The sequence below is a fragment of the Kribbella sp. NPDC051952 genome, from assembly GCF_040680855.1.
Lineage (GTDB): Bacteria > Actinomycetota > Actinomycetes > Propionibacteriales > Kribbellaceae > Kribbella.
Genome location: NZ_JBFAXQ010000002.1, coordinates 319,641 through 335,398, shown reverse-complemented (window position 1 = coordinate 335,398; position 15,758 = coordinate 319,641). Strand labels below are relative to the sequence as shown.

At 68.1% G+C, this 15,758-nt stretch carries 13 protein-coding genes; 5 read left to right on the top strand and 8 right to left on the bottom strand.

Annotated features, from left to right (window positions below; all coding sequences use genetic code 11):
• Window positions 1-47 precede the first annotated feature (47 nt).
• A complete protein-coding gene (locus AB0L70_RS06230) occupies window positions 48-989 on the top strand; it encodes a WYL domain-containing protein (protein WP_363680596.1) in 942 nt (313 codons plus the stop codon).
• Here the strand turns inward: AB0L70_RS06230 and hrpA are convergent.
• The 5 genes from hrpA to AB0L70_RS06205 all read right to left on the bottom strand — a co-directional run bounded on the left by hrpA (window position 986) and on the right by AB0L70_RS06205 (window position 8,743).
• Window positions 986-5,026, bottom strand: coding sequence for an ATP-dependent RNA helicase HrpA (hrpA, locus tag AB0L70_RS06225; protein ID WP_363680594.1), 4,041 nt, complete (start codon window positions 5,024-5,026; stop codon window positions 986-988). The two genes, AB0L70_RS06230 and hrpA, sit on opposite strands and share 4 nt — an antisense overlap.
• 43 nt (window positions 5,027-5,069) lie before the next feature.
• The gene (locus AB0L70_RS06220) at window positions 5,070-5,474 is read right to left on the bottom strand and encodes a universal stress protein (RefSeq protein ID WP_363680592.1); all 405 of its coding nucleotides are present in this window, start codon (window positions 5,472-5,474) and stop codon (window positions 5,070-5,072) included.
• Between the two features lie 127 nt (window positions 5,475-5,601).
• On the bottom strand, window positions 5,602-7,164 hold the full coding sequence (locus AB0L70_RS06215) for a tripartite tricarboxylate transporter permease (RefSeq protein ID WP_363680590.1): 1,563 nt from the start codon (window positions 7,162-7,164) through the stop codon (window positions 5,602-5,604).
• Window positions 7,161-7,730 (bottom strand): tripartite tricarboxylate transporter TctB family protein, encoded by a 570-nt coding sequence (locus AB0L70_RS06210; RefSeq protein ID WP_363680588.1) that lies wholly within the window; start codon window positions 7,728-7,730, stop codon window positions 7,161-7,163. Before AB0L70_RS06210 ends, AB0L70_RS06215 begins: the two co-directional genes overlap by 4 nt.
• Window positions 7,727-8,743, bottom strand: coding sequence for a tripartite tricarboxylate transporter substrate binding protein (locus AB0L70_RS06205; RefSeq protein WP_363680586.1), 1,017 nt, complete (start codon window positions 8,741-8,743; stop codon window positions 7,727-7,729). Before AB0L70_RS06205 ends, AB0L70_RS06210 begins: the two co-directional genes overlap by 4 nt.
• A 141-nt stretch (window positions 8,744-8,884) precedes the next feature.
• Here AB0L70_RS06205 and AB0L70_RS06200 point away from each other — a divergent pair, with 141 nt between their 5' ends.
• The 4 genes from AB0L70_RS06200 to AB0L70_RS06185 are packed head-to-tail and all read left to right on the top strand — an operon-like array spanning window position 8,885 to window position 12,457.
• The gene (locus AB0L70_RS06200) at window positions 8,885-9,655 is read left to right on the top strand and encodes an IclR family transcriptional regulator (protein ID WP_363680584.1); all 771 of its coding nucleotides are present in this window, start codon (window positions 8,885-8,887) and stop codon (window positions 9,653-9,655) included.
• Window positions 9,645-10,850, top strand: a complete 1,206-nt coding sequence (locus tag AB0L70_RS06195; RefSeq protein WP_363680582.1) for a CaiB/BaiF CoA-transferase family protein — start codon at window positions 9,645-9,647, stop codon at window positions 10,848-10,850. Before AB0L70_RS06200 ends, AB0L70_RS06195 begins: the two co-directional genes overlap by 11 nt.
• Window positions 10,850-11,629 (top strand): citryl-CoA lyase, encoded by a 780-nt coding sequence (locus AB0L70_RS06190; RefSeq protein WP_363680580.1) that lies wholly within the window; start codon window positions 10,850-10,852, stop codon window positions 11,627-11,629. Before AB0L70_RS06195 ends, AB0L70_RS06190 begins: the two co-directional genes overlap by 1 nt.
• Before the next feature lie 18 nt (window positions 11,630-11,647).
• Complete coding sequence (locus AB0L70_RS06185; protein ID WP_363680578.1) at window positions 11,648-12,457, top strand: TIGR03619 family F420-dependent LLM class oxidoreductase; 810 nt, start codon at window positions 11,648-11,650, stop codon at window positions 12,455-12,457.
• On the opposite strand, the gene AB0L70_RS06180 is transcribed toward AB0L70_RS06185, so the two are convergent.
• The 3 genes from AB0L70_RS06180 to AB0L70_RS06170 are packed head-to-tail and all read right to left on the bottom strand — an operon-like array spanning window position 12,444 to window position 15,744.
• Window positions 12,444-14,048, bottom strand: coding sequence for an AMP-binding protein (locus AB0L70_RS06180; RefSeq protein WP_363680576.1), 1,605 nt, complete (start codon window positions 14,046-14,048; stop codon window positions 12,444-12,446). The two genes, AB0L70_RS06185 and AB0L70_RS06180, sit on opposite strands and share 14 nt — an antisense overlap.
• A complete protein-coding gene (locus AB0L70_RS06175; protein ID WP_363680574.1) occupies window positions 14,045-14,923 on the bottom strand; it encodes an SDR family NAD(P)-dependent oxidoreductase in 879 nt (292 codons plus the stop codon). The genes AB0L70_RS06180 and AB0L70_RS06175 overlap by 4 nt, the downstream gene beginning before the upstream one ends.
• Before the next feature lie 41 nt (window positions 14,924-14,964).
• Window positions 14,965-15,744, bottom strand: a complete 780-nt coding sequence (locus AB0L70_RS06170) for an alpha/beta hydrolase (protein WP_363680572.1) — start codon at window positions 15,742-15,744, stop codon at window positions 14,965-14,967.
• Between the last annotated feature and the right edge of the window lie 14 nt (window positions 15,745-15,758).

Here is a 15,758-nt window from a genome sequence, read left to right as displayed (position 1 = left end):
ACCTGCGGACAGGATCGGTCCGCAGGTTCGGGCAGAATGGCAGGACGATGGATACCGCGGCCCGATTGCTCCGTTTGTTGTCCTTGCTCCAGTCGCGTCAGCAGTGGGACGGCGCGGACCTGGCGGCGAGGCTCGGCATCACGCCTCGGACCGTACGCCGTGATGTCACGCGCCTCAGATCACTCGGGTACCCGATCGAGGCGGAGGCGGGAATCGGCGGTGGCTACCGACTCGGTCCCGGCGGGCGGCTGCCGCCGCTGCTGCTCGAGGACGAGGAGGCGGTGGCGGTCGCGGTCGGATTGCGCGTCGCGACCACCACGACGGTGTCCGGGGTTGAGCAGGCGGCGATCTCCGCGCTGGCCAAGCTCCATCAGGTGCTGCCGGTCCGACTGCGTGAGCAGGTCGCGGCCATCGGCGCGCAGGTCGCTCAGTTCCCGCAGGGCGACCTTCCGACCGTTGACGGCGAGGTGCTGGTGACGCTGGCGACCGGGTGCCGTGACATCGAAGGCATCAGGTTCCGCTATCGCACCCACGGCGGCGCGGAGTCTGAGCGCAGCGTCGAGCCGCTGCGGATCGTGCACACCGGCCGGCGCTGGTACCTCGTCGCCCGCGACCGCGATCGGCAGGCCTGGCGGACCTTCCGGGTCGACCGGATCGCGGACCCGGTGCTCACCGGTCAGCGCTACCAGTTCGACGACCCACCCGACCCGGTCGCACTCGTTGCCGAGGGCACCGGAGTGGCGCCGTGGGACATCGTCGCGCGGGTTCGTGTCCATGCCGGCGCGGACACTGTCGCGAGGTTCCTGCCGCCGGGTCAGGCGGTGGTCGAGCCGATCGACGCGACCACCTGCGAGCTCCGACTCGCCGCCAACGAACTCGGCCCGCTGGTCGCCCAGATCGTCCGCATCTACTGGCCATTCGAGGTACTCGGCCCACCCGAGCTCCGCGCCGCCGTGCACATCCACGGCCAGCGCCTGCTCGACTCCTAGCTCTCGGCCAGCGCCTTCCGGATCCGCTTCTCCGACACCGGGTACGGCGTACCGAGCGTCTGGGCGAAGAGGCTGATCCGGAGCTCTTCGAGCATCCACCGGACTTCGAGCAACTCGGGGCTCGGGTACTTGCCGGTGGGAACGGCGCGGAGGCGTTTCTCGTACTCGTCGGTGAGGGTCTGGACGATCGCCATACCCGATCGGTCGCGCATCGCGTTGGCGCCGATCTTGTCGAGCCGCTGCTCGATCCCGCGCAGGTACCGGACCAGATCGGGCAGCCGCTTGGCGCCGGTCTGGGTGATGAACCCGGGGTGGACGAGCGCCTCCAACTGACCGCGTACGTCGGACAACGCCGCGAGCAACGCCGGACTGGAGGCCCGCGAGATCTGCTTGTCGACCGTACGGGCGTGACCCAGCACCTGCTCGACCTGACGCAGGATCGTCAGCACGGTGTCGGCGAGATCCGACCTGACGGCGTCGCGCAGGATCGAGAACGCGGTCAGGTTCCAGGCCGGGCCGTTCGCCGCCGCCATCAGCTGATCCACGGCCGCCGCGATCGCGTCGTTGAGCAGCTCACCGACATTGCGGTGCGGCCCGGCCATCAGCGTCATCTTCTGCTGGTTGGTCAGATTCCGCTGTACGACGTCGATCACCGACGGCATCGTGAGCAGCAGGAGCCGGCGGGTGCCGTCCCACATCGCCGCGGCCTGGTCCCGTTCGGTCTCCTGCAACCGGATCGCGACGCTCTTGCCCTCGTCGACGAGCGCGGGGTAACCGGCCACGGTCAGCCCGTTGCGGTGTTCGGAGAAGCTACGCGGCAGGTCGCCGAAGGTCCAGTCGGTCAGGCCCGACCGCTCGAGGCCGCTGACCGCCTTGGACGCGACCTTCGAGATCGCGGCCGTGGTCTTCGGCTTGAGGCGTTCCTTGAGCTTGGCGAGATCCTTGCTCTCGGCCACCGTCTTGCCATTGTCGTCGACCACCCGGAAGGTCATCCGCAGGTGCTCGGGCACCCGCGTCCAGTCCCAGTCGGCGGACTCGATCACGACACCGCGTAGCTCTCGCAACTCACGGGCGAGCGCGTCGATGAGCGGGCCGGAGGTCGGGTCCAGGTGGGGGAGCACCTGCCGGGCGTGGTCCGGCGCGGGCACGATGTTGCGCCTGATTGCCTTCGGCAAGGACTTGATCAGCGTGGTGACGAGCTCCTCGCGGAACCCGGGGACGCTCCACTCGAACCCGTCCGCGGTGACCTGGTTCAGAACGAGCAGCGGAAGGTGCACGGTCACGCCGTCGGCGTCCGTACCAGGTTCGAAGGCGTAAGTGAGATCGAAGGTCATCCCGTTCTGCGTCCAGTGCAGCGGGAACTCCTCTTCCTTCACTTCCGCGCCTTCGCGGACCACCAAGGACCGCTCGAAGTCGAGCAGGTCGGCGTCGCGCTGACGGGCCTTCTTCCACCAGGTGTCGAAGTGCCGGCCGGTGACCACCTCGGCGCCGATCCGCTCGTCGTAGAAGGCGAACAGTGTCTCGTCGTCGACCAGCAGGTCGCGACGGCGGGTCCGCTCCTCGAGCTCCTCGACTTCCTCGATCAGCTTGCGGTTCTCGTGGAAGAACTTGTGGTGCGTGTCCCAGTCACCCTCGACCAGCGCGTGCCGGATGAAGAGCTCCCGCGACACCTCCGGGTCGACCTTGCCGTAGTTGATCTTGCGCCGGGCAACGATCGGTACGCCGTACAGCGTGACCTTCTCGTACGCCATCACCGCGCCGGCCTTGCGCTCCCAGTGCGGCTCGGAGTACGACCGCTTGATCAGATGCGGCGCGAGATCCTCGGCCCACTCCGGCTCGATCTTCGCGTTCACCCGCGCCCACAACCGGGACGTCTCGACCAGCTCGGCGGCCATCACGAACTGCGGCGGCTTCTTGAACAGGCCCGATCCGGGGAAGATCGCGAACTTGGTGCCGCGGGCACCGATGTACTGGTGCTGGTTGGCCGGATCCTTCAGACCGAGATGGGAGAGCAGGCCGGACATCAGCGAGATGTGGACGTTGTCCGGGTCGGCGGCCTCACCGCTGTTGAGGGTGACGCCGATCTGGGATGCGACCTGGCGGAGCTGCGCGAAGATGTCCTGCCACTCGCGGACGCGTAGATAGTTCAGGTACTCGCTGCGGCACATCTTGCGGAACTGGTTACCGGACAGCTCCTTCTGCTGCTTCTTCAGGTAGTTCCAGAGGTTCAGGAACCCGAGGAAGTCGCTGTTCGGGTCACGGAACCGCGCGTGCGCCTGCTGGGCCTGCGCCTCGGCGTCGGTCGGGCGTTCGCGAGGATCCTGGATGGAGAGCGCCGAGGCGATCACCATCACCTCGCGGACACAGGCGTGCTTGTCGGCCTCGACGATCATCCGGGCCAGTCGCGGGTCCAGCGGGATCTGCGCCAACTGGCGGCCGATCGGGGTGAGGCGGCGATGCCGGTCGCCGGTCTTGGCCGGCTCGATCGCGCCGAGCTCGGTGAGGAGCTGCAGGCCGTCGGTGATGCTGCGCTTGTCGGGCTCGTCGATGAACGGGAACGCGGCGATGTCGCCGAGACCGATCGACGTCATCTGCAGGATGACCGAGGCGAGGTTGGTCCGCAGGATCTCCGGGTCGGTGAACTCCGGGCGGTTCTCGAAGTCCTCCTCCGAATACAGCCGGATACAGATGCCGTCGCTGGTCCGGCCGGAGCGGCCCTTGCGCTGGTTGGCGCTGGCCTGCGAGACCGGCTCGATCGGTAGGTGCTGGACCTTGGTCCGATGGCTGTACCGCGAGATCCGCGCCGTACCGGGGTCGACGACGTACTTGATGCCGGGGACCGTCAGCGACGTCTCGGCGACGTTGGTCGCGAGGACGATGCGGCGGTTGGAGTGCGACTGGAAGACCCGGTGCTGCTCGGCGTTGGACAGCCGGGCGTAGAGCGGGAGGATCTCGGTGGTCCGCCGTTCATTGCGGAACTTGTCGTTCAGCGCGTCGGCGGTATCCCGGATCTCGCGTTCACCACTGAGGAACACCAGTACGTCGCCGTCGGCCTCGTACTCGAGTTCGTCGACGGCGTCGAGGATCGCCTGGGTCTGGTCCCGATCGATCGTGGCCGGGTCGTCCGGGTCGTTGATCGGGCGGTAGCGGACCTCGACGGGGTAGGTCCGGCCCGACACCTCGACGATCGGTGCCGGCGTACCGGAGCTGTCGGCGAAGTGCTCGGCGAACCGCTCGGGGTCGATGGTCGCCGAGGTGATGATCACCTTGAGGTCCGGGCGGCGGGGGAGCAGGCGCTTGAGGTAGCCGAGGATGAAGTCGATGTTCAGGCTGCGCTCGTGCGCCTCGTCGATGATGAGGGTGTCGTAGCGGGTCAGATCGCGGTCGCGCTGCAGTTCGTTCAGCAGGATGCCGTCGGTCATCAGCTTGACCAGCGAGCGTTCGCTGACCTTGTCGGTGAACCGGACCGCGAACCCGATGGTGTCGCCGAGCTCGGTGCCGAGTTCCTCCGCGATCCGCTCCGCGACCGTGCGGGCCGCGAGTCGCCGCGGCTGGGTGTGGCCGATCATGCCCTGGACACCACGGCCGAGCTCGAGACAGATCTTCGGGATCTGCGTCGTCTTCCCGGACCCGGTCTCACCCGCGACCACGACGACCTGGTTGTCGCGGATCGCGGCCGCGATCTCGTCCTTGAGCTGGCTGACCGGCAACTCCGGCGGATACGTGATCTCCGGGACGGCTTCCCGCCGTACCTCGACCCGCCGCTCGGCCTGCTCGATCGCCGTCACCACGCCCTGCAGCGCCTGCGCGTCCTTGGCCCGGCGCACCCGCTCGAGCCGCCGCCCGAGCTGCTCCCGGTCATGCCCCAGCAACCCGTCGAGCCGCGCCGCTACTTCACCGACGTTCAGCTCACCGTCGACCGGCGCCGGATTGGAAGGTTTACGCCCCCGTCGCCGCCGCGGACGACGGACAGCGGGGTCCTGGACGGGACCGGTGGCAGGGGTGGGACTCGACGACTCGGTCCGGGCATCAGGCATAACAACCCCAGTTTAGGCGCCCCACCCCAGCCCCTCACCTGGATTAGTCGTGCGGCGACTCGGCCTTGACGGCTAGCACTGGCACGGGGGACTCCAGGAGGACTCTTTGGGCGGTACTGCCGAGGATGAGTTTTCCTACCGGGCTCCGGCGGCGGAGGCCAAGGACGATGAGGCCTACGTCTTCGGTGGCGGCGGTCTTCAGGAGCTCGCCGGCTACGTCGCCGCTGGAGACCGCTTGCTGGATGGTGACCTCGACGCCGTACTCGCGGAGCTTGGCTTCGGCCGCGGCCAGTTCGTCGGCGTTGGCGTAGCGGGCGTCGATGTAGGCGTCACCGCGGCTGGTGTTCAGCAGCAGGACCGACGCCCCGCGCAGCTTCGCCTCGGCGGCCGCGGCCGTCAACGCGGCCTCACCCTCGGCAGTTGGCACATACCCGACCAGGATCTTCACACCTCACACTCTCCCATCCGGCGGACCCACACCACTCACCAACCGCACACCAATTCGGCATCGCCCGCTCAGCGCGCCGGGCGGAGCGAGCCCGAAGGCGGGTTGGTGAGTGGCGGAGGTCCGGGAGTCAGTCGTCCTCGCCGAAGGTGAGGCGGTCGTGGGTGGGCTGGGTGCCGCGGATCCGCGCGACGATCCGCGGCAGGTACGGGACGAACAGCGCGAGCACGGTCAGCACGATGATGATCAGGCTCAGCGGCCGGGTGAAGAACACGCTCCCGTCCCCGTTCGAGATCACCAGCGCCCGGCGGAACTGCTCCTCCATCGTCGGCCCGAGGATGACCCCGAGGATCACCGGCGCGATCGGGAAGTCGAGCTTGCGCATGAAGAAGCCGATCACCCCGATCAGCAGCGCCATCAGCACCTCGTACCCGGAGCCCGACAGCGAGTACACCCCGAGACACGCGAACACGAGGATCCCGGAGTACAGGAGCGGCCTCGGCACCTTGAGCACCTGCACCCAGATCTGGATCAACGGCAGGTTCATGATCAGCAGGATCAGGTTGCCGATGTACAGCGACGCGATCAGCGTCCACACCAGCGTGCTCTGGTCCTCGAACAGTTGCGGCCCCGGCTGCACGTTGAAGATCTGGAACGCCGCCAGCATCACCGCGGCCGTGGCGGACGTCGGCAACCCGAGTGTCAGCAGCGGCACGAGTACGCCGGAGAAGGATGCGTTGTTGGCCGCCTCCGGCCCCGCCACCCCCTCGATCGCGCCGTCACCGAACTCGTCCCGGCCCTTCTTCCGTGCCTGCCGACGCTCGATCGAGTACGACAGGAACGTCGGCACCTCCGCACCACCTGACGGAATGGCCCCGAACGGGAACCCGAGCGCCGTGCCCCGCAACCACGGCCGCCACGACCGGCTCCAGTCCGACTTGTTCAGGTATCCGGTCCGCAGCCGCCCCTTCTCGAGTACGGCGGGACGCTCTGGGGTCGACCGCAATTTCGATGCCACATGCAACGTCTCGCCGATTGCGAACAGTCCGACGATCACGATGACGACGTCGACCCCGTCCAGCAACCGCAAGGTGCCGAACGTGTACCGCGGTGCGCCGGACAAGCTGTCCAACCCGATCAGCCCGATGAACAGACCGACCGTGAGCGACAACAGACCGCGGACCAGCGAGTGCCCGACCAGGGCGGTCACCGCGACCATCGCGAGCAGCGTGATCGCGAAGTAGTCCGTCGCCTGGAAGTGACTTGCGAGGTTGCCGATCGGCTTCGCGACGAAGGTCAGCAGCACGGTGGAGATCGTCCCGGCCACGAACGACCCGATCGCCGCCGTCGCCAGCGCTGCCCGGGCTCGCCCCTTCAGCGCCATCTTGTGACCCTCGATCGCGGTCGCGACCGACGCGGACTCACCGGGCGTATTGATCAGGATCGATGTGGTCGAGCCGCCGTACATAGCGCCGTAGTAGATCCCGGCGAACATGATGAACGCGCCGATCGGGTCGGAGAAGTTGAAGGTGATCGGCAACAGCAGCGCGATCGTCAGCGCCGGCCCGATCCCGGGCAGGATGCCGACGAGCATGCCGAGCGTGACGCCGAGCACGGCCCACAGCAGGTTCATCGGATCGAGCACGGTCCCGAACCCGTGCAGCAGATCGCCGAAGACGGTCAAGGAGATCACAGCCCCAGCACCCCCTCCGGCAGCGAGATGTCGAGGAACTGGGTGAACGCGACATACACGACAACCGCGAGTACGACGGCCACGACGATGTCACGCACCAACTGCCGGCTCCCGAGCACCCGAGCCGCGGCGAAGAACAGCAACGCGGTCGCGATCATGTAGCCCAGCGGTACGACGAGCAACGCGTACAACACGAGCAACGCCGAAACCGACACCGGCTCGAACCAACTCCGGTCCGCGTTCGAGCCGGCCCGCGGCGACCGCAATCCCTCGACCAGGTACCCGATCGACAACAGCAACCAAGCCGACGTCACCAACAACGGAAAGAACCGCGGCCCCGCCGGATCGAACCCCTTCGGACTGCGAATGTCGAACACACCCACCAGAAACGTCCCACTCAAAACAATCAGCACAACCGCCGCAACAATCCGCACCACCCGCGAGGCTTCGACCTCAACGTCAGCGGCCCGGACTCCGGTCGCCTCATCCACAGACCCGCCGCCAGCGCCGCCGGCGGCCTCGGCCGCGGGGACGTCGCCTGCCTTCACCTCGTCGGACGCGCTCATATGATCCCCAACTCCTTCTCGAGACCCTGGACGCGGACGGTTTCGTCGGCGATGAACTTCGTTGCGTCGTCGCCGGTTTTGAAGAAGTCGGTCCAGCCGTTCTTCTTGCGGATCTCGGCCCACTCGGGCGACGAGTTCACCTGGGTGACGAAGTCGATCAGGCGTTGCCGGTCCGCGGCCGGGATATCGGGCGGCGCGACGATCGCGCGCCAGTTCAGGACCTCGGCGTTGTATCCCTCGGCCTTCATCGTCGGCAGTTGCTTGCCGTTGAGGGAGACCGGTTCGGTGCCGGAGGTCGCGAGTACGCGCATCTTGCCTGCGGTGATCTGCTCCTCGAACTCACTCAGCCCGGAGATCCCGACGGTCACGTCGCCGGACAGGATCGCGGCGGTCGCCTCGCCACCGCCGGAGTAGCTGATGTACTTCACCTTCGACGGATCCGCGCCGGCCGCCTTCACCAGCGTCCCCGCGGTGATGTGGTCGGTGCCGCCGATCGTGCCGCCGCCCCAGCTGACCCTCGACGGGTCGGCCTTGTACATCTCGACCAGGTCCTTCAACGACTTCAGCGGTGAGTCCGCCTTCACCACCAGCACTTCCTGCTCGGCGGTGATGGTCGCGATCGGGGTCGTGTCGGAGACGGTGATCTCGGACTGGTTCAGCGTGAGCGCACCGACCATCACCAGGCCGGTGATCATCAGCGTGTGCGGGTCCTTGCGGTTCTTCGTGACCAGCTTGGAGATGCCGACCGCGCCGCCGGCGCCCGTCACGTTCACGACGGACACGGACCGGCCGCTCGGCAGCAGCTTCTTCTCCTGCACCACGTGCTGGAACTGCCGCGCGGTCAGGTCCCAGCCACCACCAGGCGCGGCGGGCACCATGATCTCGACGTTGCGGCTCGGGAAGTCGCCGGCGACGCTGCCGCCTTCGAGCGTCTTCTCCAGTGCCGAACAGCCGCTGGCGAGCAGGCTGACGGCCAGACCCGCGGCGACCAGCGCCGTGCGGGGTCGCGACATGGGAATACCTCCTGGGGGCGAGGAGCGCGATTGCCGCGACGGTAGCAGCATTCCACCAGGAGGTACATAGATTCCGTTCTACGGTACGGCGAGTTATCGTCGAGTCGTCGTACTGGCGCGGAGAGCGGAGAGAGGGACCGGATGAGTGACGGTGACGGGGTTCGTAGTGTGCACCGCGCGCTGGACCTGCTCGAACGCTTCGACGACGAGCACCCGACCTGGACGCTCGCCGCGCTGACCGCCGCGAGCGGCCTGCCGAAGACAACTGTGCTCCGGCTGGTCACCACCCTCGAGCAGCGTGGCCTCGTCGCCTCGATCGGCCCGGGCCGGTATGCGATCGGTCCGGGCTTCCTGCGCTGGTCGCGGCTGAGCAGCGAGGCGATGGAGATCCCGCCGGCGGTCCGCGCCGCGCTGGGCAAACTCGCCGCCGACACCGGCGAGACCGCCAACCTCTACATCCGGGTCGGCCGCACCCGCGTCTGCCTGGCCCAAGCCCAAGGCCCGTTGAACGTCCGGCACATGGTCGTGGTCGGATCGTCGATGCCGCTGTGGGGAGGCGCCGCGTCGAAGGTGCTGCTCACCGACCCGCCCGTCCTCGACGTCGATCCTTCGCTGATCGAGGAGCTCGCACTGGAAGCACCTCGCCCGGCCGATTACGCGAAGCGGCTCCGCGTCGCCGTGACCGAGGCGGCCGCTCGTGGATTCGCGATCAGTCACGGTGAGCGTGAGCTCGGTGCCTCCGGAGTCGCGGCGCCGGTACGACGTCCCGACGGCCGAGTCGTCGCTGCGATCGCGATCGGTGGCCCGACGACCCGCTTCAGCGATGACCGGTTGCCGCCGTACGTGCACGCCGTACGGCGTTGTGCGGCCACGATCGTGGCCACTGGATGGAGCGGCTTCAGTGCAGCCTGATGCCGACCTGCTCGCCGGCGTGCGGGTGCTCGACCTCACCAACGTGTTGGCGGGGCCGTTCGCGGGCTACCAGCTGGCGTTGATGGGTGCGGACGTGATCAAGGTCGAGGTGCCAGGGACAGGGGATCTGGCACGCAATCTCGGCGCTGATCCGGCGTTGTCGAAGGACGGGCTCGGGATCTCGTTCCTGGCGCAGAACGGCGGGAAGCGCTCGCTCACGTTGGACCTGAAGAACCCGGCCGGCCGGGAGGTGTTCGAACGGCTGGTGCACGAGGCGGACGTCCTCTTGGAGAACTTCCGGCCGGGAGTGCTGGAGCGGCTAGGCTTCTCGGTCGAGGTGTTGCGGTCGCTGAATCCGGGTCTGGTCTACTGCGCGGTCTCTGGTTTCGGTCAGACGGGTCCGATGCGGGGGCGACCGGCGTACGACCAGATCATTCAAGGGCTGTCCGGGATCATGAGTGTGACCGGTACGCCGGAAACCGCGCCGACGCGGACCGGGTTCCCGATCGCTGACACGCTCGGTGGGTATGCGGCCGCCTTTGCGATCTCGGCGGCGTTGGTGAAGCGCTCCCGTACGGGCGAAGGCAGCTACCTCGACGTGTCGATGCTCGAGACCGCTGTCGCGGCGATGGGTTGGGTGGTGTCGGACTACCTGGTCGGCGGCCGGATACCACGGGCCATGGGCAACGAAAACGCGACGTCCGCGCCCTCGGGCACCTTCCAGACCGCGGACGGTGCGCTGAACATCGCGGCCAACAAACAGGAGCAGTACGTCGAACTCTGCACGGCGCTCGACCGCCCGGAACTCATCACGGACGACCGCTTCGCGACCCGCGAGGCTCGGAAGGCGCATCGGCTCGAACTGAAGGCCGAGCTGGAGCGGACGCTCTCTCAACAATCGGCCACCCACTGGGACGAGTTGCTCGCGAACTCCGGCGTTCCCGTCGCTCCGGTGCTCACCGTCGAGCAGACACTCTCGCTACCGCAGCTAGTCGACCGCGAACTGTTGCACTCGGTCCACCTGCCCGATGGTCGTGAGCTTCGCGTGCTTGGCAGCAGCGTCCACGTAAACGGCCGGCCCATCGGTCCCTCGACGCGACCACCGCGCCTGGGCGAGCATTCCCGGGAGATCCTGGCCGAACTCGGCTACAGCCAAGACGAGATCGCCGCCCTCGAGACGGAAGGAGCGACCTGATGGGACAGACCGAGGCCGCGGATTGGTGGGCGACGGGGATCTCTGACATCGAGCCGGGAGTGATCCGGTTTCACGGTTATCCGATCGAGGAGCTGATCGGGGGAGTCAGCTTCCCGCAGATGATCTGGCTGATGGTTCGCGGCGAGCTACCCACACCCGGCCAGGCCAAGCTCCTCGAGCAGACCCTCGTCGCTGCGGTGGACCACGGACCCCAAGCCCCGTCGATCGCCGCCGCCCGGATGGCCGCGTCCTGCGGCCTCGCGCTCAACAACGCGATCGCCACCGGCGTCAACCTCCTCGGCGACGTCCATGGTGGCGCCGGGCAACAATGCCTCGAAGTTCTTTACGAGCTGCGCGCGACCGGCACCGATGCAACCACCGCGGCACGTGACCTCGTCGCATCGTACAAGTCCCGCAAGGCCTACGTCCCCGGCTTCGGCCACCGCTTCCACCCGCACGACCCACGCCGCGACCCATTGATCACCGCCGCCCAGCAAGCTGTTGCCGACGGCATCATCGACGGCCGCTACCTGGAGATCGCGCTCGCGCTGGAGGATGCGCTGGCTCCCGTCCCGATGAATGTCGACGGCGCGACAGCCACCATCTACGCCGAACTGGGCTTCCCCGCCGAGCTCGCCCGTGGCCTCTTCGTCCTCTCCCGTTCCGTCGGCCTCCTCGCCCACGCCCACGAGCAGCAGCAAGAACCCACCCGCATCAAAGGCCCGCTGCCGAAGTCCGTCATCCCCACCTACACCGGCCACCCACCACGCTCCCTCTGAGCGGCTAGGGTCGACCGCATGGTCGAACTGCAGGTGGTCCTCCCGGACGAGTCGGCGGCCATGCCGCCCGAGCGACTGGTCGAACTCGCGATCGCCGCCGAGGAACTCGGCTACGGCACCGCCTGGTTGCCCGATCACCTGCTCCCGCCCGGACAGTTCGGCTCGACGTATGGCGGTGTCTACGAGCCGCTCGTCACGATCGGCTACCTGGCCGCCCGCACGACCCGGATCCGGTTCGGTACGTCGGTGCTGGTGTTGCCGATGCGCAGTCCGTACGTCGTCGCCAAGCAAGCCGCGACGCTGCACCGGTTGTCCGGGGAGCGCGTCGTACTCGGACTCGGTGCCGGTTGGGAAGCGACTGAGTTCGCCGCCGTGGGTTCGTCCTTCGAGGATCGGGGCCGGCGGACGCATGAGTCGCTCGCGATCATCCGCAGCCTGTTCTCGGGCGAGGATCGCGACGGCGTCTTCGAGCCGAAGCTTCGGGCGCCACTCCCGATCATGATCGGCGGCACCACCGGTCCGGCGCTGCGTCGAGCCGCTCGCTTCGGTGACGAATGGCAGGGCCTGGGCCTGGATGCGACCGCGTTCGCCACGGCCGTGAGCCGCCTTCGAGCCCTCAGCGCGGACCCCGAGCAGCCGGGAGCCCACGCCCGGTCGGTTCGGGTCGGGACTCGGCTCGACTGGTCCAGCGGCGAGCCGGACCCGGTCGTTCAGTCGGCCTACGAGCTCGCTGAGGCCGGCGCCGAGACCATCGCGGTCTCCTTCGGCGACGAGCGCGACACGCTGGACCGGATGACCCGCTTCCGCGCCCTCTTCACGGCTGAGTGAGCTTGCCGCGCAACACCTTCCCGGTCGCGTTCCGCGGAAACTCCTCCAGTACGACGATCTGCCGCGGCGTCTTGTACCAAGCCAGATTGGCTCGGACGTGCGCGATCAATTCGTCCTCGCTGACCGCATCCCGCAGTACGACGTACGCGACCAACCGCTGGCCGAACTCCTCGTCGGGCACCCCGACCACGACCGCTTCGGCGACCGCGGGATGCGCCGCGAGGCACTCTTCCACCTCGACCGGATAGACGTTCTCACCGCCGGACACGATCATGTCGTCCTCGCGCCCGTCCACGAACAGTCGCCCGGCCCGGTCGAGATGCCCGAGATCACCGGTGCTCATCCGCCCGTCGACCACGGTCTTGCTCGAGCCATCGGCGTACCCGCCGAACACCAGCCCACCACCGGCGAAGATCCGGCCGGTCGCACCGACCGGGACCGGCCGGTCGGCGTCATCGAGGATCCGGATCGAGCTGCCAAGACACGGCCGCCCGACCGTCCCCGGCGCCGCGATCAGGTCGGCCGACGTTGCGATCGTCGCGATTCCGACCTCGCTCGACCCGTAGGCGTCGCACAGCACCGGCCCGAACCGCTCGATGAACCGCTCCGCCAGCGGGACACCCAACGCCGACGCCCCGGAGATCACCGCTCGCACCGACCGCAGGTCATACCGGGCGATCTCCGTCGGCCCGAGCTCGAGCATCCGCCGCAACATCACCGGTACGGCGAGGATCGTGCCGGCGCCCGTGGCTTCGGCATCGGCCAGCACTGTCGCCGGGTCGAACTTCGGTCGCAGCACCAGCGGTGAGCCAAGGAACAGCGCGAGCATCGAGCTCAGCAAGCCGAGCCCGTGGAACAGCGGCGGGCAGATGATCACCGGCTCACCCGACCGCAGCCCGAACCGGCTCAGCGCGCTCGCCGTCAGCCCGGCCAGGCCCAGCGCGGTCGGAACCCGCGGCGCCGCCTTTGGTGCACCGGTGGTCCCGGACGTGAGGATCGTGATGTGCCCGGGTGAGTCCGGAGCCGGCGCGGGCGAGGCCGTGGATCCGGCTAGCTCGTCGAGATCCGACCGGATCGCCGTAATCTCCGCCGGGGGAGTGAACTCGGCATCGTGGATGAGCAGGTCCGGGCGGTGGCGCGTGAGCACCTCCTGCAGTTGTGGCGGTGCGAACTCGGTGTTGACGAACAGTACGTCCGCACCGATCCGGGACGCGGCCAGCGTCGCCTCCAGGAAGCCGCGGTGGTTTCGGCACAACACCGCAACCTTGCCGCCAGCAACGATCCCGTGGCGAGCGTGCAGTCCGGCCGCAATCCGCTCACAGCGGCGGTCGAGCTCGGCGTACGTGATCGAGTCGGATCCCTCGATGATGGCCAGGCGATCGGGATAACGGATGGCCGCGATCGCGCCGAGCGCCGCCATCGACTGACCCCAGGTGCGTAGCGCTCGCTCGATCCCGATCAGGTGGCCCGGACGCGCCGACTTCCAGACCCCTGACTTGATCAGGGCAACCGACAAGCCACCCATCTCGGCGGCGCTGTGCACGAGCCAGTCCGGCGGCCGCATCGGCCCGATCGGGCGGAGCGTTCTCATCGCTTCGGCCTCCCCGCGGTCCGCCGGAAGTACTGCTCGAGCAGCCGGTCCGTCGGGACCCGCAAGAGGTTGCCCAAGGCATCGGCCGGGCGAACCATCGGGGGAGTGATGTTGTGCGGCCGCTCGGCGACCGCCGTACAGACCTGATCTGCGGCCTGCTCCGGCGTGAGGCCGGGCAGCTTGTTCAGCATCGGCGTCGGTTCGCTCATCCGGGTGTGCACGAGACCCATGTAGACGGTCGAGGTGGTCACACCGTCACCACGGACCTCCTGCGCGACGCAGCGCAGCCAGACGTCGAACGCGCTCTTCGACGCGAGGTACGCCGACCAGCGGGCCATCGGGGGAGTTCGCACGCCCGCAGTGGACACGTTGACGATATGGCCGGAGCCGCGTTCGCGCATCGACGGCAGCAGTTCGAGCACGAGCTTGGCCGGGCCGAGGTAGTTGACCGCGTTCGTCCGCTCGATGTCGTGGAAGCGCTGGTAGGAGTCCGCGATCGACCGCCGGATCGACTTGCCGGCGTTGCTCACGAGTACGTCGACCCGCCCATGCTCAGCCAGTACCGTCCGAGCCAGCCCTTCAACCGCAGCCGGGTCCGCGAGGTTCGTCGGATAGGCGTACGCCGTACCTCCGGCGCTGCGAATCTCCTCCGCCACAACCTCCAGCTGATCCGCTGTCCGCGCCACGAGCAACACGGTCGCGCCTGCCCGAGCCAGTCGCCGCGCGGTCGCCTCGCCGATCCCGTACGACGAACCGGTGACCAGGACCACCTGATCCCGGACGGCCGCCGCGAGTCGCTCGTCGGAGATGCGGGTCCGCCCGTTGGTCAGCGCCACGAGCAACGGCCACCCGATCGGACGTCTCCCAGTCACCATGCGCCCGACATTACCCGCAGGTAGCCATCCGTGGGGAGGTTTCAGCTGACCCTTTGCAACCACTCGGTCACCAAGGCGCCGAACAGCTCGGGCTGCTCCAGTTGCAGGTTGTGCCCGGCCACATCGAGGACCGCGAAGGTCGCGCGCGGGTAGTGCGGAAGCAGGACGTACGTGTCCTCGTACCCGGTCACCGAGTCCTGCCGACCGCACACGATCAGCGTCGGCCCGGCGTACGCAGGCCCGCTCTCCGGATCGACCGACAGCTCCCGTTTCTTCAGGATCCGATCCAGCGCCGCGGTGTCCGCCAGCGCCAGCCCCGGCGCGACATCCTTCCGGTACGCCGCCAGCGCAGCAGCCGTCTGTACGACGGCGATGTCGGTGAAGTCCTCGCCCTCGGTCAGCGACTCGACTACACCCGGCTCGGACCGCAGCACGACATGCTCAGGCACGGTCCGGTCCGCGTTGTCGACCACTGCGCCGATCGGGCAGATCAAGTTGAGGCCAAGCACCTGCTCAGGTCTCTCCCTGGCCAGGGCCCGCGCGAGGTAGCCGCCGTACGACTCACCGATCAGCAGGAACGGCTCGGCCCCGATCTCCGCGTCGATGAACTCGTTGACCGCCGCAAGGATCCCGTCGGAGCTGTCGATATCACCGGCCGGCGACTGGCCCATGCCGGGCAGGTCCGGGTAGATCCGCCGGTAGCCGGGCAGCCCGGCGAAGATCGGTTCGAGACAACCAGTCATCAGTCGGTGATCGGGGGTCCAGCCGTGCAGCGCCAAGACCGGAACGCCGTCGCCGTAGGACACTTGATGCAGTGTCATGAGGGATCGCCTTT